Source organism: Streptomyces sp. cf386 (genome assembly GCF_900103585.1).
Taxonomy (GTDB): Bacteria; Actinomycetota; Actinomycetes; order Streptomycetales; family Streptomycetaceae; genus Streptomyces.
In genome coordinates this window covers 161,239-184,850 of the sequence record NZ_FNHV01000011.1, presented here as the reverse complement: position 1 = coordinate 184,850, position 23,612 = coordinate 161,239, and the positions used below count along the sequence as shown (strand labels likewise).

Genomic DNA, 23,612 nt, shown 5'->3' with positions numbered 1-23,612 from the left:
GACTCAGTCCTCGCTCGGCGCCGCCGGGAGCTTTGCCTGGATGAGGTCCATGACGGTCGAGTCGGTCAGCGTCGTCACATCACCGAGCTGGCGGTTCTCTGCGACGTCCCGCAGCAGCCGGCGCATGATCTTGCCGGACCGGGTCTTCGGCAGCTCGGCCACCGGCAGGATCCGCTTCGGCTTGGCGATCGGGCCGAGCGTGCTGCCGACGTGGTTGCGCAGTTCGCCCACGAGTCCCTCGTCCTCGGCGTTCGCCGTACCGCGCAGGATCACGAAGGCGACGATCGCCTGCCCGGTGGTCTCGTCGGTGGCACCGACCACGGCCGCCTCGGCGACGGACGGGTGGGAGACCAGGGCGGACTCGACCTCCGTGGTGGAGATGTTGTGCCCCGACACCAGCATGACGTCGTCGACGCGCCCGAGGAGCCAGATGTCCCCGTCGTCGTCCTTCTTCGCCCCGTCACCGGCGAAGTACTTGCCCTCGAAGCGCGACCAGTACGTGTCGAGGAACCGCTGGTCGTCGCCCCAGATGGTGCGCAGCATCGACGGCCACGGCTCGGTCAGCACCAGGTAGCCGCCACCGCCGTTGGGCACCTCGTTCGCCTCGTCGTCGACCACGGTCGCGGCGATACCGGGCAACGGCGTCTGCGCGGAACCCGGCTTGGTGTCCGTGACGCCCGGCAGCGGCGAGATCATCATCGCGCCGGTCTCGGTCTGCCACCAGGTGTCCACGATTGGCGTCAGGTCGGACCCGATGTGCTTGCGGTACCAGATCCAGGCCTCGGGGTTGATGGGCTCACCCACCGACCCGAGGACCCTGAGGGAGGACAGATCGAACTTCGCGGGGATGTCGTCGCCCCACTTCATGAACGTACGGATGGCCGTCGGCGCCGTGTACAGGATGGTCACCCCGTACTTCTGCACGATCTCCCAGAAACGGCCCTGGTGCGGGGTGTCCGGCGTGCCCTCGTACATGACCTGCGTCGCGCCGTTGGCCAGCGGCCCGTACACGATGTACGAGTGGCCGGTCACCCAGCCGACGTCGGCGGTGCACCAGTAGACGTCGGTCGCCGGTTTGAGGTCGAAGACCGCGTGGTGGGTGTACGACGCCTGGGTGAGGTAGCCGCCGGAGGTGTGCAGGATGCCCTTGGGCTTACCCGTCGTGCCGGACGTGTAGAGGATGAAGAGCGGCTGCTCGGCGTTGAAGGCCTCGGGGGTGTGCTCGGCCGACTGCCGCTCGACGATCTCGTGCCACCAGACGTCCCGGCTGTCGTCCCAGGCGACGTCCTGGCCGGTACGGCGGACCACGAGCACATGCTCGACGTTGTCCACCTTGCCGATCGCCTCGTCCACGGCCGGCTTGAGCGCGGACGGCTTGCCGCGCCGGTAGCCGCCGTCGGAGGTGATGACGACCTTGGCGTCCGCGTCCTGGATACGGGTGGCGAGGGCGTCCGCCGAGAAGCCGCCGAACACGACGGAGTGCGCGGCGCCGATCCGCGCGCAGGCCAGCATCGCGACCGCCGTCTCCGGGATCATCGGCATGTACACCGCGACCCGGTCGCCCTTCTGAACCCCGAGCTCCAGCAGGGCGTTGGCGGCCTTGGAGACCTCGTCCTTGAGCTCGGCGTAGGTGAGGGCGCGACTGTCGCCGGGCTCCCCCTCGAAGTGGATGGCGACCCGGTCGCCGTGGCCGGCCTCCACATGCCGGTCCACGCAGTTGTAGGCGACGTTGAGCTCGCCGTCCTTGAACCACTTCGCGAACGGCGGGTTCGACCAGTCCAGCGTCTCCGTCGGCTCCTTGGCCCAGGTCAGCCGACGGGCCTGCTCGGCCCAGAAGCCGAGCCTGTCAGCCTTGGCCTGTTCATACGCCTCCGCGGTGACGTTGGCGTCGGCGGCCAGGTCGGCGGGGGGTGCGAACCTGCGCTCTTCCTTGAGCAGGTTGGCCAGGCTTTCGTTGCTCACGACATCTCCCTTTCCCAGGGTGTCCGTTGTGTCCCAGGCCACAGCTCATCAGACCCGGGGGCCCGATGACAAGGGTCGACGGAAAATTGGTTTAGACCTGTCGGCGGGGGTGGGCCCGGGAGGGCCCCGAGCTGCCCTTTCAGTGCCGGGGTCATCCGTTCCCACGGACGCCGGACGAACCCGGTTCAGCTCTGTAATCCCTTTCACATTCCGAGCAGGTGCAGGTGAAGCGGCACCCTCGGGTGAAGCGCCGCCACCCGGGTGGCAGCGTCACGCCCCCACCTGGGCGTGCGGCCGCACCTGGGTCAGCCGCACATGATGCGCGGCCCCGAGCCGACGAGGGCCGAGCCGACCGGCCCCGCGCCCGACCAGGGCCGCGCACACCTTCCCGCCTCACGCCGACAGATCCGCCACCCCCACGTCGTCGAACACCCCGTCCCCGTTCCCCTCGGTGAGCAGATACGCCTGAGCCTCGCCCACGTGGAAGTACATCCCGTGCAACTCCAGCGCCCCCGCCCGCAGCGCCCGGGCCACCGACTCATGCGCCCGCAGATGCTCCAACTGCTGGACCACGTTGGTCAGACAGAGCTGCTCGACCGCGTCGGCCGGCGCCCGCCCGGCGAGTCTGGCCCACGGTCGGTTCCCGTCGGACATCCGCTCCAGGCTCGGCCGCCCATGCCGCAGCCACCGCCTGAGCGGGGTCGGCGGACCGCCGGGCTCGGAACCGAGCAGTGCCTGCATGGCCCCGCACCCGGAGTGCCCGCACACCGTGATCGACCGCACCTGCAGCACGTCCACGGCGTACTCGATCGCCGCACCCACCGAGTCGTCCCCGCGCTCCCGGCCGGGCAGCGGAACGAGGTTGCCCACGTTGCGCACCACGAACAGGTCGCCGGGACCACTGGACGTGATCATCGACGTGACCAGCCGTGAGTCCGCGCAGGTGAGGAACAGCTGGGAAGGCTGCTGCCCCTCGCGCGCCAGCCGTGCCAGCTCGCCCCGCACCAGGGGTGCGGTGTTGCGCTGGAACGCGCTGATACCGCGGGCCAGTTGCTGCGCGCTCGGTCGACTCCCGTCGGCCCCGCCGGATCCGTCCGCTCGGCTCTTGCCGGTGCAGCAGCCGGATCCGGTCGGTCCATCGGCATCGCGGGCCCCTGCGACTGCGCCGCTCGACCGCGTCCCGGCGTCCGGGTGGGGCTCGCCGGGGGTGGGGGAGGCGTCGGTGGTGCCGGACGCGCCGGACCTGTGGGTGCCGCTGGACCTGTGAGTGTTGCCCGACCGGTGGGTGCTGCCGGATCCGTGGGTGTTGCCCGACCCCTCGGTGTCGCTGGTCCCGGTCGCCTGCGCTGCCCCGGCGTGGCCCTCGCATCCGTCGTGGGACGGGACGGACTCGGGGATCTCGCACTGGTGGTTGCGCCAGGCCGTCCAGGGATGGCAACGGCAGTCGGCCGACTCGGTCCTGTCCTTCCCCGCGTCGAGATGGAGGCCGACCGGTGTGGTGGGTTCGCCGATCCGGACCCCGGCTCTGCGGCCGACCAGGTCTACGGAGCCGCCGTGCGCGGTGTGCGTGTTCTGCCAGTCCTGCAGTGACTCGTACGCCGCGTGGTCCATGAACGACCCGTCCAACTCCACGACGGCGTGGGAGCCTTGGGGCACGAGATGCAGGGCTCGGCTGAGCCGTGGCACCGCGAGGAACGTCAACTGGCCTCGTACGTGTACGTGATGGACTCCTTCCTTCTCGTCATGTGTGATCCGGGTGCGGGTGAGGCGGTGCAGGGCGACGGCGACGGCCATGGCGATGCCCAGGACCACGCCCTCCAGGACACCGAAGACCACCACGCCGAGGGTGGTGACTGCGTACACCAGCACCTCTCGGTGGCGGGTCACCGTGCGGATGTGGTGCAGGGACACCATCTGGATGCCGACGGCCATCACCAGGGCGGCGAGCGAGGCGAGCGGGATGAGCTCCAGGATCGGGACCATCAGCAGCGCGGCGACTACTACGAGAACGCCGTGCAGCATCGTGGAGTTCCGGCTGATGGCACCGGATTGCACATTCGCCGAACTCCGCACCGCCACACCGGCGACGGGCAGTCCGCCGAGCGTGCCGGAGACGATGTTTGCGGCACCCTGCCCGAGCAGTTCGCGGTCCAGGTGGGAGCGTCCGACGCGGGCGGGCAGGCCGGGACGCGAGGCCACCATCTTGTCCACGGCGACCGCGCCGAGCAGCGACTGCACGCTGCACACCAGCGTGGTGGTCAGCACCGCGGCGATCAGGCCCAGCACCGGGCCTTCGGGCAGCCCGGCCAGGGCGTGGCTGCGCCAGGACGGCAGGTCGACCTTGGGCAGGGTCAGGCCGGCGAGTGAGGCGGCCGTGGTGGCACCGGCGACGGCGATGAGCGCGGCCGGGATCTTGCGCAGGAGACGTCCGGCCCGGCCCGGAATCCGCGGTAGGAGCAGCAGCAGAGCCAGGGTCAGCGCGCTCACCGACGCTGCGGCGGGCCGCAGCTCGGCCAACTGGGCGGGCAGCGCGCGGAGGTTGTCGAGCACGGAGCTCTGCGGGGTGCCGCCGACGACGATATGCAACTGGGCGACGGCGATGGTGACGCCGATGCCGGCGAGCATGCCGTGCACGATGGCGGGGCTCACGGCGAGCGCGCCGCGCGCCACACGCAGGGAGCCCAGCCCGAGTTGGGCGACTCCGGCGAGGACGGTGATGGCGCAGGTCGTCCGCCATCCGTACTGATGGATGAGGTCGGCGGTGACCACGGTGAGGCCGGCGGCGGGGCCGCTGACCTGGAGCGGGGATCCGCCCAGCCATCCGGCGACGATCCCTCCGACGGCGGCGGCGACAAGGCCTGCCTGGAGGGGTGCGCCGGTGGCGAGGGCGATGCCCAGGGAAAGGGGAAGCGCGATCAGGAAGACCGCGATCGATGCCGAGAGATCGGCTCCCGCGATTCGGTGGCGGCGGGGCCGGTTCGGGGGTGGGCTGTGGGGCTCGTGGGTGCGCTCCGCTCGACTCGGGTCGTCGGCGCGGGTGGGGACGCAGGCGGACATGTTTCCCGTCTTCCTCCGGGGCAGCGCGGTCGCGGATCTGGTGGTCCCCCGCTCATGGGCGAGGGGTCGGGTCGCGGCCGTGTGGTCACGGCGTGCAGCGGCGGGATGAAACAACAGTCGGTAAACGGATCGTAATGCAGAGTAAAGGGCGGGAATAGTTTTTCCGAGCAAATGGACTAATAAATCCCCCTGAAGGGTGAAGTGGCTCATTAGTCGGCTTGTCGTACTAATTCCTTCTCGGCCCCATGCGACCTTGGCGGCGCTGTCGGCTCCCGAGAGAAGGAAGAAGGTGGACGGAACATGGCCGCCACCCGCAGGAACGCCGCCCCGCGCAGTATCACCACCCCCCGCGTCGCTGTGACGCACAGGGTCGTCGGGACGCACAGGATCGCGGCGGGCACCGCGATCGCCGCGGTCTGCGCCGCATCACTCGCCGGTTGCGCGACCGGCACCGAAGCGCCCCGGCAGGGGGCGCCGGGACCCGAGATGGCGAAGCCGGCGGCGCCCGCGCCCAAGAGTGTCGTACGCCTGATCGGTGACGGGTCCACCGCGTACACCGGAGCCCAGCCGCACCTGCTCAGACCCGAACGACTCAAGCCCGGTCAGAAGCCACCACAGTTCGTGGTGTTCTCCTGGGACGGCGCCGGCGAGGACGGTCAGAAGCTGTTCTCCCACTTCCGCCAGGTCGCCACGGCGAACAACGCCACGATGACGTACTTCCTCAGCGGCGTGTACATGCTGCCGAGCCACAAGCGCGACCTGTACCGCCCGCCGCAGCACTCCCCGGGCAGCTCCGACATCGGCTTCAACGACGAGGAGGGCATCGCCGACACCGCGAAGCAATTGCGCCTGGCCTGGCTGGAGGGCAACGAGATCGGGACCCACTTCAACGGCCACTTCTGCGGCAGCGGCGGCGGAGTCGGCGAATGGTCGGTGGAGGAGTGGAAGGACGAGATCGCCCAGGCGAAGAGGTTCGTGAAGTCCTGGAAGACCAACACCGGCATGGCCCACGCGGCGCCCCTGCCCTTCGACTACGACAAGGAACTCATCGGCGCCCGCACACCCTGCCTGGAGGGCCAGAAGAACTTCATGAAGGCCGCCTATGAGATGGGCTTCCGCTATGACTCCAGCGGTGTCAACAACCAGGTCTGGCCGGGGAAGAAGGGAGGCCTGTGGGACCTGTCGATGCAACTCGTGCCGTTCCCCGGGCACTCCTACGAGCAGCTCACCATGGACTACAACTTCATGGTCAACCAGTCGGGCGCCACGAGCCAGGGCGACCCAGCCAAGTACGAATTCTGGGGCGACCAGATGCGGGACGGCCTGCTCAGGGGCTTCCACCGGGCCTACACCGGCAACCGTGCACCCCTGATCATCGGCAACCACTTCGAGTCCTGGAACGGCGGCACCTACATGCGCGCCGTCGAGGAGGTCATCGAGGCCGTCTGCAACAAGCCCGACGTGCGCTGCGTCTCTTTCCGGCAACTGGCCGACTGGCTGGACGCCCAGGACCCGGCGACTCTGAAGAAGCTGCGCACGCTCGAGGTCGGCGAGGCCCCGAAGCAGGGCTGGGCGTCCTTCCTTTCGGGGCGTCCGGCCCCGGCCCCGAAGGGAGTGCCCGGGGCGCCGGCGGTCATGCAGTAGCGGCTGGGCGGTAGGAAGCAGGTTGGGGGGTGGGAAGGGGTTGGGCGGTAGTGGTCGTGGAGGTTCAAGCGGTCGGAGTCAGGCGGGAGTTGCCCTCAGTCAGGGCGGTGAGGCTCTCGCCGAGGACGAATCCGGGGTCGATCTGCGCCGCCAGGTCGGCCCCGGTGCGCTCGTTCCCCCAGGACAGGGCGTTCTTCAGATGGAAGTGCACCATCTGGCTCGTGTAGCGCTCCCAGTCCCGCAGCTCGTACGTCGCGTCCACGGCCGTGTGCAGCCGGCGCAAGGCGAGGCGGTTGGTGTCCTCCAGGAGATCGAACCTGGGCGGGCGGCCCTTCTCCATGGCGCGCACCCAGTCCGAGTGCCCGACGGTCACCAGCAGGTCGTCCCCGACCTCGGCGCGGAGGAAGTCGAGGTCGTCCTGGCCCTGCACCTTGTTGCCGACGACCTTCAGGACGACTCCGAAGTCGCGGGCGTACTCCTTGTACTGGCGATAGACGGAGACCCCCTTCCGGGTCGGCTCGGCGACGAGGAACGTGATGTCGAAGCGGGTGAACATGCCGGAGGCGAAGGAGTCCGAGCCCGCCGTCATGTCGACCACGACGTACTCGTCGGGGCCGTCCACCAGGTGGTTCAGGAACAGCTCCACCGCCCCCGTCTTGGAGTGGTAGCAGGCCACTCCCAGGTCGGAGTCCGTGAAGGGGCCGGTGACCATCAAACGGACGGCACCGCCGTCGAGTTCCACCGGCCGGGCGCAGGCGTCGAACACCGGATTCCGCTCGGACACCCGCAGCAGCCGTGACCCCTCGCCGGGCGGTGTCGTCTTGATCATCGTCTCGACGGAGGCGATCCGCGGATTGGAGCCGCGCACCCAGTCCTTGATCAGCGGCAATCGCTCGCCCATCGCGGGCAGCGCAGCGGCCTCCGCCTCGTCGAGTCCGAGCGCGGCTCCCAGGTGCTGGTTGATGTCGGCGTCGACGGCGACGACCGGTGCGCCGGTCGAGGCGAGCTGGCGGATGAACAGGGAGGACAGGGTCGTCTTGCCGCTGCCGCCCTTCCCGACGAAAGCAATTTTCATGTTCACGAAGAGTAGTGGGGTGGTAGCTGTATGTGGCAGGCGTGTGGGGGGAAGGCCACTCGATCGTGGGGTGCGGACCCGTTGATGAGGGCGAAGTCCGACGGGGGCTGGGGCTGCGGTGTCGGGTGAGGGGTGGGCGCGTAGTGTCGTACTCATGAGTACGACAGGCGCGACCGCCGATCCGCTCGCGGCCCTCGGGTCGCTGCCAGGGGTGCCCGAGTCCGTTGAGTCCGTGCGCAAGGCCGTGGACCGGGTCTACGGGCACCGGATCATGCGACGCCGTAGCAACGAGATCACCTCCGAGGCGGCCCTGCGCGGAGCCCGTGGTTCCGCGGCGCTGTCGGGCGCCGAATGGGCACTTGAAGAGGTCCGTCGGCGAACCGACTTCAGCGGTGACGACGAGGCCCGCGTCATGGGCGCGGCCCTGCGGCTGACCGCCGAGGCGGGCCAACTGCTGTCCATCTGGCGGCAGTCTCCGCTACGGGTGCTGGCGCGGCTGCACCTGGTGGCCGCGGCGAGCGATGACGACACGGTCGGGCGCCCGCGCCAGGAGGGCGAGCCGGTCGACGAGCCGCTGGTCGAATTGGCGCCGCCGAGCGCGGCGGAGGTGCACGGCCGTCTGGAGGGGTTGTCCGAGCTGATCATCGCCGGCGGTTCGGCACCCGCCTTGGTGACGGCCGCCGTTGTACACGGCGAACTCCTCGCGCTGCGCCCCTTCACGTCCCACAACGGCCTGATCGCGCGAACGGCCGAGCGCATCGTCCTCGTCGGCAGCGGCCTCGACCCGAAGTCCGTCTGCCCGGCCGAGGTCGGCCACGCCGAACTGGGCCGGGCGGCCTATCTGGCGGCGCTCGACGGCTATGTCTCCGGCACGCCCGAGGGCATGGCCGCCTGGATCGCCCACTGCGGCAAGGCGATCGAGCTCGGGGCGCGTGAGTCGACAGCGGTGTGCGAGGCGCTGCAGCGCGGGGCGGCGTAGGTCGCGCGCGTTGGGGCTGTCGTGAAGTACGCGTGCGCGTGGGGCTGTCGTGAAGCACGGGTGCGCGTGGAGCCGTCATGGCGCACGCGCGCGTGGGGCGTCGTTTTGCGGACTGCGATCCGCAGGGCATGAGAAAAGCCCCACACGGGGGCTCGAACGAGTTGCGGCGGTACGAGGATTCGTACCGCCGCTGGCATGTTCACCGGGTTACCAAGCGTCCTCGATATGTTGCCCATCAGGTCGGGAACTTTGCCCGTCACCTGGTGCGGCTGGCCCGTAATCGACGGGTCGACGTCGCGTGGGTGCCCAATGTTCATGCTCGGTCCGTGGGGCCAAATGCGTATTAAAGGTGATCCTTTCGGATGTCCTTGGTCTCGCGGGCCGTTGAGTCCTTTGTACTCCAGGACCCAACCAAGCGGAAGCCCTGGCTGCAGTTCTTTACTTTTACTCTCAAAAAGGTGTCAAAAGGGCGCCGGTGTGCCGAACAGGGCATCCGGAACCCGGGCCGCGCAGGTCAGGCGAGTGCCGTACGGCGTCGACTCGCGTACCAGACGAGGCCCGCGGTGGCCGCGGCGGCTCCTACGGCGGCGGCCGCGAGAAGGGCGGGACGCGGTGGTACCGAGAATGTGGGGATGCGCTTCTTGAGCCGAACGGGGCGGTGGAAGTCGAGAATCGGCCACCCGCGCGCGAGTGCCTCGCGGCGCAGCGCGCGGTCGGGGTTCACGGCATGCGGCCGGCCGACGGCCTGAAGCATCGGCAAGTCGGTGGCCGAGTCGCTGTAGGCGTAGCACCGGGAGAGGTCGTAGCCCTCGGACTCGGCCAGTTCCATGATCGCCTCGGCCTTCGTCGGGCCGTATGCGTAGTACTCCACCTCCCCGGTGAAGCAGCCGTCGTCGCCCACGACCATGCGGGTGGCCACCACGCGGTCGGCGCCGAGCAACTCGCCGATCGGCTCGACCACCTCGGCGCCCGACGTGGACACGATCACGACGTCGCGGCCGGCCGTGTGGTGCTCCTCGATGAGGGAGGCGGCCTCGTCGTAGATGATCGGGTCGATCAGGTCGTGCAGCGTCTCGGCGACGATCTCCTTGACCTGCTGGACGTTCCAGCCGCGGACGAGCGCGGAGAGGTACTTGCGCGTGCGCTCCATCTGGTCATGGTCCATACCGCCGACTCGGAAGACGAACTGGGCATATGCGGTCCGCAACGCGGCCCTGCGGTTGATCAGACCGCCTTGGTAGAACGACTTGCTGAACGTGAGCGTGCTCGACTTCGCAATGACCGTCTTGTCCAGGTCAAAGAAGGCGGCTGTGCGGGGCAAGGAGTGGTTTTCCACGACCCCGAGCATAGGCGCAGCCCATTCGGCGTAAGGTGGGCGCGTGGGTTTGCCTGAGAGGGCTCTCGGGTACACCATGGAAGTCACGGATCGTTCGCGACCGTGCTAACCCGGTCCGACTCCTCCCCCCCCCGAGTCGGCCGTGGAGACGACCCCCGCTCTCCCCCCCGGCGGGGGTCGTCGCATGTCCGGGTGGGTTTTCTCTCTTCGAGTGCGGCCGAGGGGCCGTGGCCAGGCGGCTGCTGCCGTCTCATCGGTGTGCTCGTGATCCGTGACCCTGCGTAGTCGTCGCGCTGCTCTGCGGAAGTCGCACAGGGGTCGGTGCGGGGGTCACCGGTATGGGTGACGGCGATATTCACAACCGCCGAGTTGTCCACAGTTATCGACCAAGATCCACACGATTTCCGGGATCGCTGCACCGTGATTCCAGTGCGTCCGGCCCGGGCCGACTTCATGGCCGGTTCCGGTTAGTCGGGCGTGTTTGGCCGGTTCCTATCGGCCGTTCATATGGAGGCCGGTTGCCGGTTCTTCACATGTTTGGGATTCGCGGGGCCGCAGGGCTGCGCGAGTGATGCAGCGAAGGGGGATGGAAACCGTGACCGCAGCTGTCACACACGATCCGCCGCCCACCGCCTCCGGGCGCCCGGGCAAGCCATTGATCGTCACCGAGGACGCCGAACTGCTCGACGACCTGCTGCGCCTGTGCGCGGCGGCCGGCGCCACACCCGAGGTCCACCCTGGGGTGCCCGCGCCCAGAGGCAGTTGGGAGGCCGCGCCGCTCGTCCTGGTCGGCGACGACGCCGCACGCCGCGTGCGTGGGGCCGGACGGAGGCGTGGAGTGGTGCTGGTCGGCCGGGACCAGGACGACTCGGGGGTCTGGCGTCGGGCTGTCGAGATCGGCGCCGATCACGTCCTGATGCTGCCGGACGGCGAGCAGTGGCTGGTCGACCGCATCGCCGACGTCGCCGAGGGCGTCGGCAGGCCGGCCCTCACCGTCGGCGTCATCGGCGGTCGCGGCGGGGCCGGAGCGTCCACGCTCGCGTGCGCCCTCGCCGTCACCGCCGCACGTGAGGGACTGCGCACACTGCTCGTGGACGCCGATCCACTCGGTGGCGGACTCGATGTCCTCCTTGGCGGCGAGGCCACCGAGGGCCTGCGCTGGCCCGCGTTCGCCGGCTCGCGCGGCCGACTCGGCAGCGGAGCTCTGGAGGAGTCCCTGCCGAAACTCCACTCCCTGCGGGTGCTGAGCTGGGATCGCGGCGACTGCCTCGTTGTACCTCCGCAGGCCATGCGCGCGGTGCTTGCCGCTGCCCGGCGCCGGGGCGGCGCGGTCGTCGTCGACCTGCCCCGCCGTATCGACGACGGGGTCGCGGAGGCACTCGCCCAGCTCGACGTCGGGATCCTCGTGGTCCCCGCCGAACTGCGCGCCGTCGCCGCGGCCCGGCAGGTGGCCTCGGCGGTCCGGATGGTCCTGCGGGATCTGCGGGTGGCCGTACGCGGGCCGTACGCGCCCGGGCTCGACGACCGGGAGGTGGCCCGGCTGCTGGACCTCCCCCTCGTCGGCGAGGTGCCGATCGAGTCGGGCCTGCTGCGCCCGCACGAGAGCAAGGCTCCGCCGGGCGCGGTGGGGCGGGGGCCGCTGGCTCGGTTCTGCCAGGAGGTCTGGGAGCGGGCGTTGCTGGAAGCGAGGGCGGCATGAGGACGGCGTCGGGGCTCACATGGGTGAGTGGCAGCGCAGTCGGTTCGGCGCGGGCGGCTCCCGAGCGGTGGCGGTCGGGCGGTGCGGAAACGGGCCGGGGGCGTAGGGCCACGCCGCGGTGGGCGTTGGACGGCGCGGCGAGTGACGCCGCCGCGCGGGGATTGCCGGACCGCTTGGGCAGTACGGCCGCTGTAGGGCGGGAGTCGGCCCGTGCGGTGGGTACGGCCGCTGTGGGGCGGGAGTTCGACCACACGGTGGATACGGCCACTGCGCTGCGGGAGCCGGCCGATCCGGCTGGTCTGTCGGCTGCTCGTTGGGCGTCGGACGGGACGGCGGCCCGGGTGGGCATGCCATCCGGGCTGCTCGACGGGGTGCGGCAGTGGCTGGTCGAGAGCGGGGCCGAACCGACGCCCGCGCGCGTGGCGCAGGCTCTGCGGGAGCAGGGCAGGGTGTTGGGGGACGCCGAAGTCCTCGGGGCGGCCGAGCAGTTGCGGTCCGAGCTGGTCGGGAGCGGGCCGCTGGAGCCACTGCTCGCCGATCCGTCCGTGACGGATGTGCTGGTGTCGGCGCCGGACCGGGTCTGGGTCGACCGCGGCGGCGGCCTGGAGCTGACTTCCGTGTCCTTCCCGGACGTGGCGGCCGTACGACGCCTCGCGCAGCGCCTCGCCGCGGTGGCCGGGCGACGGCTGGACGACGCGCGGCCCTGGGTGGATGCCCGGCTGCCCGACGGGACGCGGCTGCACGCGGTGCTGCCACCGGTCGCCGTCGGCTGCGCCTGTCTGTCCCTGCGGGTCGTACGGCCGCGGGCGTTCACGCTCGACGAGCTGGTCGCGGCGGGCACGGTGCCGCCGGGCGGGGACTGGGTGCTGCGGGCGCTGGTCGACGCGCGGCTGTCCTTCGTCGTCAGCGGTGGGACCGGCAGCGGCAAGACGACCTTGCTGAGCGCGTTGCTCGGGCTGGTCGGGCCGGGCGAGCGGATCGTGCTCGCGGAGGACTCGGCGGAGCTCAGGCCGGACCATCCGCATGTCGTACGGCTGGAGAGCAGACCCGCCAATCAGGAGGGCGCCGGGCTGGTCACCCTCGAGGACCTGGTGCGGCAGGCGCTGCGGATGCGCCCGGACCGGCTGGTCGTGGGCGAGGTGCGCGGGCCCGAAGTGGTCCATCTGCTGGCCGCGTTGAACACCGGCCACGAAGGAGGCTGCGGGACCGTCCATGCGAATGCGGCAGCCGACGTCCCTGCCCGCCTTGAGGCGCTCGGCATGGCGGCAGGGCTCGACCGGGCCGCGCTGCACAGCCAGTTGGCAGCCGCGCTGTCGGTCGTACTCCACCTTGTGCGTGATCGGACCGGGCGGCGGCGGATCGCCGAGGTCCATGTGCTGGAGCGGGATCCGTCGGGGCTGGTGCGGACGGTGCCGGCGCTGCGGTGGGGCGCGGAGGCGTTCGCGTGCGAGCAGGGCTGGGAGCGGCTGCGGGGGCTGCTTCGGGCTGGGAGTGGTGAGGGTGCGGGTCGTGAGGGTGCGGGCGGCGTGCCGGGACTCGCTGTTCGTGAGGGGTTCGGTGAATCGTGAAGGGCTCGGTGAGCTGAATGGGTGAGATGTCGTTGGGCGCTGCCGTGGTGTGTCTCGGGGCGGCGGTCTGCTTGCTGGGCGGGCGCAACTCCGGGGCGCGGCGGGCTCAGTTGCTGCTTGCAGGCGGTGGGGCGGTGGGAGCCGGGCCTCCCGGCTGGCGGCAGTTGGCCGGGGAGCTGGGGCGACTACGAGGGCGGTTGCGGGCCGAGTGGTGGGCGCCGGTCGTCGGGCTGGTGCTGGGCGTGCTGGGGTCCTCGGTGCTGCCGGTCGTCGCGGGGGCGGCCGGGGTGCCGTTGCTGAGGAAGGCACGGCTGGCCCGGGAGGCGCGGCGGGCACGGGAGCGTCGCGGGGACGCGGTGATCGCGTTGTGCGGGGCACTCGCCGGGGAGGTGCGGGCCGGACGGCAGCCGGGTGAGGCGTTGCTGCGGGCGGCGTGGGACTCCGGTGGGCTCGGCGAAGCGCAGGGCGCGGTGCTGGCCGCGGCGCGGTTCGGCGGGGATGTGCCGGGCGCGCTCGCCTCCGCCGCACGGCAGCCGGGTGCCGAAGGTCTGTTGGGGCTGGCGGCGTGCTGGCGGGTTGCCGTGGATCAGGGCGCCGGGCTCGCGGCCGGACTCGAACGGCTGGAAGGGGCGTTGCGGGCGCAGCGAGACCAACGCGCCGATCTGCGCGCTCAGTTGGCAGGGGCGCGGTCGACGGTGTTGATGCTCGCCGGGCTGCCGGTCCTCGGGCTGCTGCTTGGTGCCGCCATGGGGGCCGACCCACTGCATGTGCTGCTCCATACCGGGGCGGGGCTCGCCTGCCTGGTGGTCGGCGGGGTGCTGGAGGGGCTGGGGATGTGGTGGGCGCTGCGGATCGTGCGGCGGGCGGAGGCGGTGTGAGGACTCGGGCGGGACGAGGTCGTGAGAGGGAGGCGGCGGTGTGAGCGCGGAACTTTTCCACAGGTTGGGGGTGGCGGTGGGGACGGGGTTGGTCGTGGGGTGGCTGTTGCGGTGGCCCGTGACCGCGTGGCACGAGCGGACGGTCCGACGTCGGCTGGCTGAGTTGATGACCACCGCCGACATGACGTCGAAACGCCGACGGTTCGACGTCCGAGGGGGTGTGCGGCAAGGGCTGCCCATGGCGGCGGTCGTGGGCGCGGGGTGGGTCCTGGTCGGTGGTGTCGCCGGGTTCGCGGTGGGGCTGGTCGTCGCCGGCGGGCTGTGGCTGTGGCGGCGCCGGCAGAGAGCCGTTGGTGTCGGGGAGCAGCTCGACACCGCTGAGGGGGATCGGCAACTTCCCCTTGCTGCCGACCTGTTGGCGGCGTGTATCGCGGCGGGCGCCGGTCCGGTGATCGCGGCCCAGGCCGTGGGTGAGGCCTTGGGCGGCCCTGTCGGGGACGCGCTGGCACGGGGCGCCGCGGAGGTACGGCTCGGCGGGGAACCGGGCGAGGCGTGGCAGCGGCTGGCCTCGATGCCGAGGGCCGGGGCGTTGGCGCGGTTGCTGGAACGGGCCGATGTGTCGGGGCTGCCGGCGGCCGGACCGGTCGCCCGCCTCGCCGGGGAAGCCCGCGCCGACTGGGCGCGCACCGCGACGGAACGGGCAAGGAGGGCGGCCGTCATGGTCTCTGCGCCGGTGGGGCTGTGCTTCCTGCCCGCGTTCATCGCGGTCGGTGTGGCGCCGGTGGTGATCGGGCTTGCGGGCGGGGTGCTGGGAGGGGGTGGTGGGTGACGGATGAGGGGCGGTGGCGGTGACGGCCGCGGGGCAGTGGTCGAGTTCGCGGTTCGCAGTTCGGAGTTCGCTGCTTTGCGGCGGACGTTCAGCAGTAGACGGCCGACAGCGGATGTTCAGCAGCGGTCGGTCGGCAAGAGACGTGCGACAGATGGTTTCAACAGAACTGAGCCTTACGGGGGTTGAGATGTGCAAGGCGGTACGGGCGCGGATGCGCCGACTGGTGTGCAGGGCGCGAAGGGATGCGGGGATGGTCACGTCCGAGTACGCGATGGGGATCGTCGCGGCGGTGGCGTTCGCCGTGGTGCTCTACAAGGTCGTGACGAGCGGGCAGGTCAGCGAGGAGCTGCAGGCCATCGTGGAGCGGGCGCTCGATGCGCGGATGTGAGCGGATGAGCGAGCGAGGGTTGGACAACGGGTCGGACCAAGGGCAGGGCGAAGGGCAGGACGAAGGGCAGGGCCAAGACTCTGGCAGGGGACCGGATCCGAGGTCTGGCCGTGGGCGGGATCGGGTGCGGGCCCGGGCGTCGGACCAGGGGTTCGTGACGGCGGAGTCGGCTGTCGTGCTGCCCGTGCAGGTGATGTTTGCGATGGCGTTGGTGTGGGGGCTGCTCGTGGTGGCCGCGCAGATCCAGTGCGTGGACGCGGCCCGGACGGGCGCCCGCGCGGCAGCCCGGCAGGATCCGGCCGACGCAGTCATCGAGGTGGCCCGTGAGGCGGCACCGCGGGGCGCGACGGTCACGGTCGGCCGGGAGGGGGACAAGGTCCGCGTGGTCGTCGTGGCCAAGCCGCCGTTGCTGCGCGGGCTCCCCTTCGAGGTACGGGAGGAGGCCGTGGCGTTGGCGGAGGAGACGGTGGGGGTGGGGGCATGAGAGGGGGGTTCGCAGTGGGCTGTAGGTCTGTCCGCAGGCTGTTCCCGGGCCCCTTGGTCCGGAGGCCCGCCGCCAACCTGCGCTCCGACCGCGGTTCCGCCACTGTCTGGAGCGTCGGTGCCATCGCCGTGCTCTGCGTCGTCTTCGGCGTCGTACTCGCCCTGGGCCAAGCCATCGTGATCCGGCACCAAGCGGCAGGCGGCGCGGATCTGGCGGCGCTTGCGGCGGCCGACCACTGGGCGGAGGGCGGTACGGCGGCCTGTACCCGTGCGGAGCGGGTGGCCCGGGCGCAGGGCGTGCGGCTCGTGCGGTGCGAGGTGGTGGGCGAGGTCTCGGACGTGACGGCGGCGTCGGGCCGGGGGCCGTTCGCGGCGGAGGTCAGGGCCCGGGCGGGACCTGCGGCCCTGTCCCTGCCGACGGACTCGTCGCTGCCTGCGGACCCGTCCCTGCCGACGGACCCGTTACTGCCTGCGGACTCTTCCGTGCCGGCGCACCCGACTCGGCCGGCGCACCCGACTCTGCCGATGCACCCGATTCCGTCGACGGAGCCTCCACCGCGGCCTCCACCGTCCGACCCTGCGGGGACGGACCGGCCGACGTCGGCCTCCTGACCGTCTCTCCCGCCGGAGCACCCCCGTCCCCGTCCAGAACCGTCTCCGCCTCCCCACCCAGACCCGCATCCCCTTCCCCGCCCATCCCAGCCCCTTCCGTCTCCTCCGGCGCTCCCCGCAACAGCACGGTCAGCAGCCGCACCGCCCCCCTCTTGTGCAGCGGATCGTTCCCGTTGCCGCACTTGGGGGACTGGATGCAGGACGGGCAGCCGGCGTCGCACTCGCAGGAGGCGATGGCCTGGCGGGTGGCGGTGAGCCAGGAGCGGGCCGTGTGGAAGGCGCGCTCGGCGAACCCCGCGCCGCCGGGGTGGCCGTCGTAGACGAAGACCGTGGGGAGGAGCGTGTCGGGGTGGAGGGGGATCGACACGCCGCCGATGTCCCAGCGGTCGCAGGTCGCGAACAGGGGGAGCAGGCCGATCGAGGCGTGCTCGGCGGCGTGCAGGGCGCCGCCGAGGATCTCCGGGTTGATCCGGGCCTCGTCCAGCTGGTCCTCGGTGACCGTCCACCACACCGCGCGTGTGCGCAGCGTACGAGGAGGGAGGTCGAGTTTCGTCTCGCCCAGTACTTCGCCGGTGATCAGCCGGCGGCGCAGGAAGGAGACCACCTGGTTGGTGACCTCGACGGAGCCGTAGCAAAGGCGGCCGTCGCCCCATGGGACCTCTACGTCCGTCTCCAGGACGGAGATCGCCGTCGTGTCGCGGGCGACCGTCGAATACGGCGGGGCGGCCTCCTCGACCAGGGCGACCGAGTCCTCCAGGTCGAGGGAGCGGACGAGATACGTGCGGCCCTGGTGCAGGTGGACCGCGCCCTCGTGGACCGTCGTGTGCGCGGCGCCCGCGTCGACCGTGCCGAGCAGCCGGCCCGTCCCGGCCTCGACGACCTGGACCGGGCGGCCGCCCCCGCCGCGGATGTCGGTGAGGTCGGCGGCCCGTTCCCGGCGTGTCCAGTGCCAGGCCTTCGTACGGCGGCGCAGCAGCTTCGCGGCCTCCAGTTGCGGCAGCAGCCCCTCGGTCTCGGGGCCGAACAGCGCCAGGTCCTCGTCCGTCAGGGGGATTTCCGCGGCGGCGGCGCACAGGTGCGGGGCCAGGACGTACGGGTTGTCGGGGTCGAGGACGGTCGACTCCACCGGACGGTCGAACAGGGCCTCGGGGTGGTGGACGAGGAAGGTGTCCAGCGGGTCGTCGCGGGCGACCAGGACGGCCAGTGCGCCCTGCCCGGAGCGGCCGGCCCGGCCCGCCTGCTGCCACAGGGAGGCGCGCGTGCCGGGATAACCGGCGATGAGTACGGCGTCCAGGCCGGAGACGTCGATGCCGAGCTCCAGCGCCGTGGTCGCGGCGAGGCCGAGGAGTTCGCCGGAGTGGAGGGCCTGTTCCAGGGCGCGGCGCTCCTCGGGGAGGTAGCCGCCGCGATAGGCCGCGACACGCCGGGCGAGGGAGCGATCGACTTCGGCGAGGCGTTCCTGGGCGATGACCGAGATCAGCTCGGCGCCGCGCCGGGAGCGTACGAAGGCGACCGAGCGCACTCCCTGCACGGCCAGGTCGGTCAGGAGGTCGGCAGTCTCGGCGGTGGCGGTACGGCGCACCGGGGCGCCTTTCTCGCCCTGGAGCTCGGTGAGCGGGGGCTCCCAGAGGGCGAAGACCAGCTCTCCGCGCGGGGAGGCGTCGTCGGCGACCTCCACCACCGGGAGGCCGGTGAGGCGGCGGGCGGCCACCGCGGGCTCGGCGGCGGTGGCGGAGGCCAGCAGGAAGACGGGAGACGCGCCGTAGCGGGCGCACAGGCGGCGAAGTCGGCGCAGGACCTGGGCGACATGGGAGCCGAAGACACCGCGGTAGGTGTGGCACTCGTCGATGACGACGTACTTCAGCGCTTTGAGGAAGGAGGACCAGCGGGGGTGGGACGGGAGTATGCCGCGATGCAGCATGTCGGGGTTGGTGAGGACGTAGTTGGCGTACTGGCGGATCCACTCGCGTTCCTCGAATGGAGTATCGCCGTCGTACACGGCGGGTCGAACAGAATTGCCCAGCGGATGTGAAAGTTCCTTCACCGAACGGCACTGGTCCGCCGCAAGAGCCTTGGTGGGGGCCAGGTAGAGCGCGGTCGCGCCGCGTCCGTTCGGGGCTTCTGAGCCGTCCAGAAGCGTCGACAGGACCGGCACGAGGTAGGCCAGGGACTTGCCGGACGCCGTGCCCGTGGCGACGACCACGGAGTCGCCGTCCAGGGCGTGCTCGGCGGCTAGTGCCTGGTGAGCCCAGGGATGTTCGATTCCCGCGGTCTGCACCGCGGCGATGACCTCCGCGCGGATCCGGTCCGGCCAGACGGCATGGCGACCCTCGCGCGGGGGCACATGCTCCGTATGAGTGATGCGCGAAGCCCGACTCGGCCCCGAGGCGAGTCGGCCCAGCACCGCGCCCGGGTCCACCCGGGAAACGGGGCCCGTCGGGGATCGATCGGATCGGTGATTCTTGGCCATCGGCACCGAGTGTGTCACTGGCGTGACGGACAATGGGACCAAGGCGTCGTGCACGCCTGCCGGTAAGTGATTGAATGCCATCGCGGCTGGCGAACCGTCCTGGGGGCTTCAAGCCGAGGTGTCCCAAGGGGCGACCGCTCGATAGCAAGGTGCTGGAGGATCCGTGGACCTGTCCCTGTCGACCCGTACCGTCGGCGATCGTACGGTCGTCGAGGTCGGTGGCGAAATCGACGTATATACCGCGCCAAAGTTGCGCGAACAGTTGGTCGAGTTGGTGAACGACGGGAGTTTCCACCTCGTCGTCGACATGGAGGGCGTGGACTTCCTCGACTCCACCGGGCTCGGCGTGCTGGTCGGCGGCCTGAAGCGGGTGCGTGCCCATGAGGGCTCTTTGCGCCTGGTCTGCAACCAGGAGCGCATTCTCAAGATCTTCCGTATCACCGGCCTCACCAAGGTGTTCCCGATCCACACCTCGGTCGAGGAAGCGGTGGCGGCGACCGACTGATCACCGCACCAGGGCCCGCCCCAGCGCGGGCCCGGGACGGCAGAAGTTGAAAGAGGAAGGGGGACCGGGCTTTCGGCGGCCCGGTCCTCCGGACAGCACGCCCGTAGTTCGGAGGGGGATGCATGGCCACCGTTGAACTCCGCTTCAGCGCGCTGCCCGAGCACGTCAGGACCGCCCGGTTGGTGGCGGCAGCGGTGGCGCGCAGGGCCGGAGTGGACGAGGCCGTCCTGGACGAGGTGAGGCTCGCCGTCGGCGAGGCCTGCACCCGTGCCGTCGGACTGCACCAGAGCGTCGGCATCACGGCGCCGGTGAAGGTGTCGTTGATCGAGGAGGAGAAACAGTTCTCCATCGAGGTCGGCGACGAGGCGCCGCGCTCCGTTCCCGGTGAGCGGGCATCCGGCGCCGCGGGCGGCGACGGCGAGGTGGAGGCCGAGGAGGACGAGATGGGTCTCGCGGTCATCAGTGGCCTCGTCGACGACGTGGAGGTCTCCGCCGGGGAGCACGGTGGGCTGATCCGTATGACCTGGCCGACCACACCGCCGGCCGCGGTGCTCTCCTGAACGACCCGCCGAACCACTCTCATCACCGAAGGGGCCCTGCTGAGCAGGGCCCCTTCGCGTTTTCGTCAACGGGCCGCGCAATTCGTGAAGGAATTCACGATCAATGAGCCGATAATTCGATCAAGTGGCAATGCGTGCGCCTGCGCCCGTCAACGGTTTTAGGGCATTAGCGCTTTCGGGTTCACCGGCGTGACGTCGATCATTTGCTGAACGGCATGTGAAGGCTAATTCCGTTTGCCGCGCTCTGTTTTGATCAGGTTCCGGTACCTAGAATCCGTCCACATCTTGAGCTCAGCCCAAGCGTCAAGGAGGACGAATGGCGGGGCTTTCTACCCCTCATCAGCTTGACCATCCCACAACCCTCGCAGCTGCAGTGCTGACCGACGACAACCGGATCATCATCACGGTCATCGGGGTCGTCGCGCTGGCAGCGCTCGTGGTCGCCGGCGTTCTCGTACGCCAGGTGCTCGCGGCGGGCGAGGGCACCGACAGCATGAAGAAGATCGCGACGGCCATCCAGGAAGGCGCGAACGCCTATCTGGCCCGGCAGTTGCGCACGCTGGGCGTATTCGCCGTCGTGGTCTTCTTCCTGCTCATGCTGCTGCCCGCGGACGACTGGAATCAGCGCATCGGCCGATCGGTGTTCTTCTTGATCGGCGCCGCGTTCTCGGCGGCGACCGGTTATATCGGCATGTGGCTGGCCGTGCGCAGCAATGTGCGCGTCGCTGCGGCAGCACGGGAAGCGACCCCGGCGGAGGGTGAGCCGGAAAAGGATCTCACCGCCGTCTCGCACAAAGCCATGAAGATCGCTTTCCGCACGGGCGGCGTCGTCGGCATGTTCACAGTGGGGCTCGGTCTGCTGGGCGCCTCCTGTGTGGTGCTGGTGTACGCGGCCGACGCGCCGAAGGTGCTCGAAGGATTCGGTCTCGGTGCCGCGCTGATCGCGATGTTCATGCGTGTCGGCGGCGGCATCTTCACCAAGGCCGCCGACGTCGGCGCCGACCTGGTCGGCAAGGTCGAGCAGGGCATTCCGGAGGACGACCCGCGTAATGCCGCGACCATCGCCGACAACGTGGGCGACAACGTCGGCGACTGCGCGGGCATGGCGGCCGACCTCTTCGAGTCGTACGCGGTGACCCTGGTCGCCGCGCTGATCCTCGGATCGGCGGCCTTCGGCGACTCCGGGCTCGCCTTCCCGCTGATCGTGCCGGCGATCGGCGTGATCACCGCGATGATCGGCATCTTCGCCGTGGCCCCGCGCCGCACCGACCGCAGCGGCATGACCGCGATCAACCGCGGGTTCTTCATCTCCGCAGTGATCTCGATCGTGCTGGTCGCGGCCGCCGTGTTCATCTACCTGCCGTCGTCGTACGCCGACCTGGAGGGCATCACCGACGAGGTCATCGCGGCCAAGGACGGCGACCCGCGGATCCTCGCGCTCGTCGCGGTCGGGATCGGCATCCTGCTGGCCGCCGTCATCCAGCAGCTGACCGGCTACTTCACCGAGACCAACCGGCGCCCGGTCATGGACATCGGCAAGACCTCGCTCACCGGTCCTGCCACCGTCATCCTCGCCGGCATCTCGATCGGCCTGGAGTCGGCCGTCTACACCGCCCTGCTGATCGGCCTCGGCGTCTACGGGGCGTTCCTGCTCGGCGGTACGTCGATCATGCTGGCGCTGTTCGCGGTGGCGCTGGCCGGCACCGGCCTGCTCACCACGGTCGGCGTGATCGTCGCCATGGACACCTTCGGGCCGGTCTCCGACAACGCGCAGGGCATCGCCGAGATGTCCGGCGACGTCGAGGGCGCCGGCGCCCAGGTGCTCACCAACCTGGACGCGGTCGGCAACACCACCAAGGCCATCACCAAGGGCATCGCCATCGCCACCGCCGTCCTGGCGGCAGCGGCGCTCTTCGGGTCGTACCGCGACGCCATCACCACCGGCGCGCGGGACGTGGGCGAGAAGCTCAGCGGCGAAGGCGCGCCGATGAACCTGATGATGGACATCTCGCAGCCCAACAACCTCGTCGGTCTCATCGCGGGCGCGGCGGTCGTCTTCCTCTTCTCGGGCCTCGCCATCAACGCCGTGTCACGGTCGGCGGGTTCCGTGGTCTACGAGGTGCGGCGGCAGTTCCGTGAGCGGCCCGGGATCATGGACTACACGGAGAAGCCGGAGTACGGCAAGGTCGTGGACATCTGCACCCGGGATGCCCTGCGCGAGCTCGCCACGCCCGGTCTGCTCGCCGTGCTGGCGCCCATCTTCATCGGGTTCACGCTCGGGGTCGGCGCCCTGGGCGCGTTCCTGGCGGGCGCGATCGGCGCCGGCACGCTGATGGCGGTGTTCCTCGCCAACTCCGGCGGCGCCTGGGACAACGCCAAGAAACTCGTCGAGGACGGCCACCACGGCGGCAAGGGCAGCGAGGCCCACGCCGCGACGGTGATCGGCGACACGGTCGGCGACCCCTTCAAGGACACCGCCGGTCCCGCGATCAACCCGCTGCTGAAGGTGATGAACCTGGTCGCGCTGCTCATCGCGCCCGCGGTCATCCAGTTCAGCTACGGCGAGGACAAGAACGTCGGCGTACGGGTCACCATCGCCGTACTGTCGCTCCTCGTGATCGTCGGCGCGGTCTACGTCTCCAAGCGGCGCGGCATCGCCATGGGTGACGAAGGCAACGCCGACAGGGCGGCCAAACCGGTCGATCCCGCGGTGGTTTCGTAGGCGGTCTTACGGCGGCCCAGTTCAAGGGGCGGGCGGGTGGCGCGTGTTGACGTGCCGCCCGCCCGCCTCGTGCTGGTTCACGCCCTTGCCGTGACGCTTCTCTCACATGGTGCAAAGAGTTGGATAACCCTACATAAGTGACATGTGGCGCGCTGTCGTCCCGCGCCCGCCGTGTAGGGTCCGTGGGCCGAGAGCCACGGAAGGGACCAAACCGGTGAACAAGAAGCTCACGGCCGCACTGTCCGGCGGTGCGGTGCTGGCGCTGGCACTGACGGGATGCACGAGCGACGAGGGCAACCCGGAGCTGGACGCCTGGGCCAAGAAGATCTGCGACACAGCGCCGGCGCAGAACGCGAAGATCGCGGCAGCCGACGCCGCGATCACCAAGGCGGCCAAGGACAGCCCGCCCAAGGAGCTGCAGAAGGTCGACGCCCAGGCGTTCCAGGACCTCGCCGAAGGCTTCAAGGCACGCGCGACCCTCCTCCAGCAGGCCGGGCCGCCTCCGGGCGTCGAGGACGGCGCGAAGAAGCAGCAGGACGCCATCAAGAAGCTCACCGCGGTCTCCACGAGCTACGCCGAGCTGAAGACGCAGACGGACAAGCTGAACACCAAGGACCAGGCGAAGTTCGCGTCGGGGCTGCGAGACGTCGGCGAAGAGATGCGGGACGTGGTGAGCCAGCGCAAGAGCGCCCTCGACGCCCTGAAGAAGCTGGAATCGGGCGGCGACACCAAGAACGCGCTGCTCAAGCAGGAGGGCTGCAAGGAGGCGGCCGCTTCGGCGTCCGCGTCCTCCACCGACAGCTGAGGCCTGACGGGTCCGGCTGCTGAGGTTTCACGGGGCGGGC

General features: G+C 70.5%; 17 protein-coding genes and 1 pseudogene. 13 read left to right on the top strand and 5 right to left on the bottom strand.

Annotated features, from left to right (window positions below; genetic code table 11):
• Positions 1–3: 3 nt before the first annotated feature.
• Together acs and BLU79_RS27715 are read right to left on the bottom strand one after the other, a co-directional pair.
• Positions 4–1,962 carry an acetate--CoA ligase gene (gene acs, locus BLU79_RS27720; protein ID WP_093908645.1) on the bottom strand — a complete coding sequence of 653 codons (1,959 nt, stop codon included), beginning with the start codon at positions 1,960–1,962 and terminating at the stop codon, positions 4–6.
• A 393-nt stretch (positions 1,963–2,355) separates the two neighbouring features.
• The gene (locus BLU79_RS27715; RefSeq protein ID WP_093908644.1) at positions 2,356–5,019 is read right to left on the bottom strand and encodes a bifunctional SulP family inorganic anion transporter/carbonic anhydrase; all 2,664 of its coding nucleotides are present in this window, start codon (positions 5,017–5,019) and stop codon (positions 2,356–2,358) included.
• Between the two features lie 300 nt (positions 5,020–5,319).
• Between BLU79_RS27715 and BLU79_RS27710 the strand changes: the two genes are divergently transcribed.
• Positions 5,320–6,663, top strand: a complete 1,344-nt coding sequence (locus tag BLU79_RS27710) for a polysaccharide deacetylase family protein (protein ID WP_093908643.1) — start codon at positions 5,320–5,322, stop codon at positions 6,661–6,663.
• 64 nt (positions 6,664–6,727) lie between these two features.
• Here BLU79_RS27710 and BLU79_RS27705 read toward each other — a convergent pair whose 3' ends face one another.
• Positions 6,728–7,738, bottom strand: coding sequence for an ATP-binding protein (locus BLU79_RS27705; RefSeq protein WP_093908642.1), 1,011 nt, complete (start codon positions 7,736–7,738; stop codon positions 6,728–6,730).
• A gap of 154 nt (positions 7,739–7,892) precedes the next feature.
• Between BLU79_RS27705 and BLU79_RS27700 the strand changes: the two genes are divergently transcribed.
• Entirely contained in the window at positions 7,893–8,717 is an 825-nt protein-coding gene (locus tag BLU79_RS27700) for a Fic family protein (RefSeq protein WP_093908641.1), read from the top strand.
• Positions 8,718–9,231: 514 nt separating this feature from the next.
• On the opposite strand, the gene BLU79_RS27695 is transcribed toward BLU79_RS27700, so the two are convergent.
• The gene (locus tag BLU79_RS27695) at positions 9,232–10,065 is read right to left on the bottom strand and encodes an HAD family hydrolase (RefSeq protein ID WP_093908640.1); all 834 of its coding nucleotides are present in this window, start codon (positions 10,063–10,065) and stop codon (positions 9,232–9,234) included.
• A gap of 574 nt (positions 10,066–10,639) precedes the next feature.
• Between BLU79_RS27695 and ssd the strand changes: the two genes are divergently transcribed.
• The 7 genes and pseudogenes from ssd to BLU79_RS27660 form a co-directional block, all read left to right on the top strand.
• Positions 10,640–11,752: a septum site-determining protein Ssd gene (gene ssd / locus BLU79_RS27690; RefSeq protein ID WP_093908639.1), complete on the top strand. Its 1,113-nt coding sequence runs from the start codon at positions 10,640–10,642 to the stop codon at positions 11,750–11,752.
• Between the two features lie 347 nt (positions 11,753–12,099).
• Complete coding sequence (locus BLU79_RS27685) at positions 12,100–13,320, top strand: TadA family conjugal transfer-associated ATPase (RefSeq protein WP_177001215.1); 1,221 nt, start codon at positions 12,100–12,102, stop codon at positions 13,318–13,320.
• Positions 13,321–13,337: 17 nt separating this feature from the next.
• Positions 13,338–14,198, top strand: coding sequence for a type II secretion system F family protein (locus BLU79_RS27680; RefSeq protein ID WP_093908637.1), 861 nt, complete (start codon positions 13,338–13,340; stop codon positions 14,196–14,198).
• A 40-nt stretch (positions 14,199–14,238) separates the two neighbouring features.
• Complete coding sequence (locus BLU79_RS27675) at positions 14,239–15,027, top strand: type II secretion system F family protein (RefSeq protein WP_093908636.1); 789 nt, start codon at positions 14,239–14,241, stop codon at positions 15,025–15,027.
• A 187-nt stretch (positions 15,028–15,214) separates the two neighbouring features.
• On the top strand, positions 15,215–15,415 hold the full coding sequence (locus tag BLU79_RS27670; RefSeq protein ID WP_093908635.1) for a DUF4244 domain-containing protein: 201 nt from the start codon (positions 15,215–15,217) through the stop codon (positions 15,413–15,415).
• 154 nt (positions 15,416–15,569) lie between these two features.
• The gene (locus BLU79_RS27665; protein ID WP_093908791.1) at positions 15,570–15,899 is read left to right on the top strand and encodes a TadE family type IV pilus minor pilin; all 330 of its coding nucleotides are present in this window, start codon (positions 15,570–15,572) and stop codon (positions 15,897–15,899) included.
• A pseudogene (locus BLU79_RS27660) lies at positions 15,896–16,300 on the top strand (Rv3654c family TadE-like protein); the annotation flags it as partial. The gene BLU79_RS27665 and the pseudogene BLU79_RS27660, both read left to right, overlap by 4 nt.
• Here the strand turns inward: BLU79_RS27660 and BLU79_RS27655 are convergent.
• A complete protein-coding gene (locus BLU79_RS27655; RefSeq protein ID WP_177001198.1) occupies positions 16,278–19,061 on the bottom strand; it encodes a DEAD/DEAH box helicase in 2,784 nt (927 codons plus the stop codon). The pseudogene BLU79_RS27660 and the gene BLU79_RS27655 overlap by 23 nt on opposite strands.
• A gap of 82 nt (positions 19,062–19,143) precedes the next feature.
• On the opposite strand from BLU79_RS27655, the gene bldG reads away from it, so the two are divergent.
• From bldG to BLU79_RS27635, 4 genes are all read left to right on the top strand, one after another.
• Positions 19,144–19,485 (top strand): anti-sigma factor antagonist BldG, encoded by a 342-nt coding sequence (gene bldG, locus BLU79_RS27650; protein WP_003975386.1) that lies wholly within the window; start codon positions 19,144–19,146, stop codon positions 19,483–19,485.
• Positions 19,486–19,607: 122 nt separating this feature from the next.
• Positions 19,608–20,045 (top strand): ATP-binding protein, encoded by a 438-nt coding sequence (locus BLU79_RS27645; protein WP_093908634.1) that lies wholly within the window; start codon positions 19,608–19,610, stop codon positions 20,043–20,045.
• A 316-nt stretch (positions 20,046–20,361) separates the two neighbouring features.
• Positions 20,362–22,767, top strand: a complete 2,406-nt coding sequence (locus tag BLU79_RS27640) for a sodium-translocating pyrophosphatase (protein ID WP_093908633.1) — start codon at positions 20,362–20,364, stop codon at positions 22,765–22,767.
• 214 nt (positions 22,768–22,981) lie between these two features.
• Positions 22,982–23,572, top strand: a complete 591-nt coding sequence (locus BLU79_RS27635; protein WP_093908632.1) for a small secreted protein — start codon at positions 22,982–22,984, stop codon at positions 23,570–23,572.
• The last annotated feature ends 40 nt before the right edge of the window (positions 23,573–23,612 follow it).

Coding starts and splice junctions, on each gene's coding strand:
- BLU79_RS27680 (WP_093908637.1), top strand. CDS start 13,338: ATGGGTGAGATGTCGTTGGGCGCTGCCGTGGTGTGTCTCGGGGCGGCG.
- BLU79_RS27710 (WP_093908643.1), top strand. CDS start 5,320: ATGGCCGCCACCCGCAGGAACGCCGCCCCGCGCAGTATCACCACCCCC.
- BLU79_RS27670 (WP_093908635.1), top strand. CDS start 15,215: ATGTGCAAGGCGGTACGGGCGCGGATGCGCCGACTGGTGTGCAGGGCG.
- BLU79_RS27705 (WP_093908642.1), bottom strand. CDS start 7,738: ATGAAAATTGCTTTCGTCGGGAAGGGCGGCAGCGGCAAGACGACCCTG.
- BLU79_RS27645 (WP_093908634.1), top strand. CDS start 19,608: ATGGCCACCGTTGAACTCCGCTTCAGCGCGCTGCCCGAGCACGTCAGG.
- BLU79_RS27700 (WP_093908641.1), top strand. CDS start 7,893: ATGAGTACGACAGGCGCGACCGCCGATCCGCTCGCGGCCCTCGGGTCG.
- BLU79_RS27640 (WP_093908633.1), top strand. CDS start 20,362: ATGGCGGGGCTTTCTACCCCTCATCAGCTTGACCATCCCACAACCCTC.
- ssd (WP_093908639.1), top strand. CDS start 10,640: ATGGAAACCGTGACCGCAGCTGTCACACACGATCCGCCGCCCACCGCC.
- BLU79_RS27715 (WP_093908644.1), bottom strand. CDS start 5,019: ATGTCCGCCTGCGTCCCCACCCGCGCCGACGACCCGAGTCGAGCGGAG.
- BLU79_RS27685 (WP_177001215.1), top strand. CDS start 12,100: ATGCCATCCGGGCTGCTCGACGGGGTGCGGCAGTGGCTGGTCGAGAGC.
- BLU79_RS27695 (WP_093908640.1), bottom strand. CDS start 10,065: ATGCTCGGGGTCGTGGAAAACCACTCCTTGCCCCGCACAGCCGCCTTC.
- BLU79_RS27655 (WP_177001198.1), bottom strand. CDS start 19,061: ATGGCATTCAATCACTTACCGGCAGGCGTGCACGACGCCTTGGTCCCA.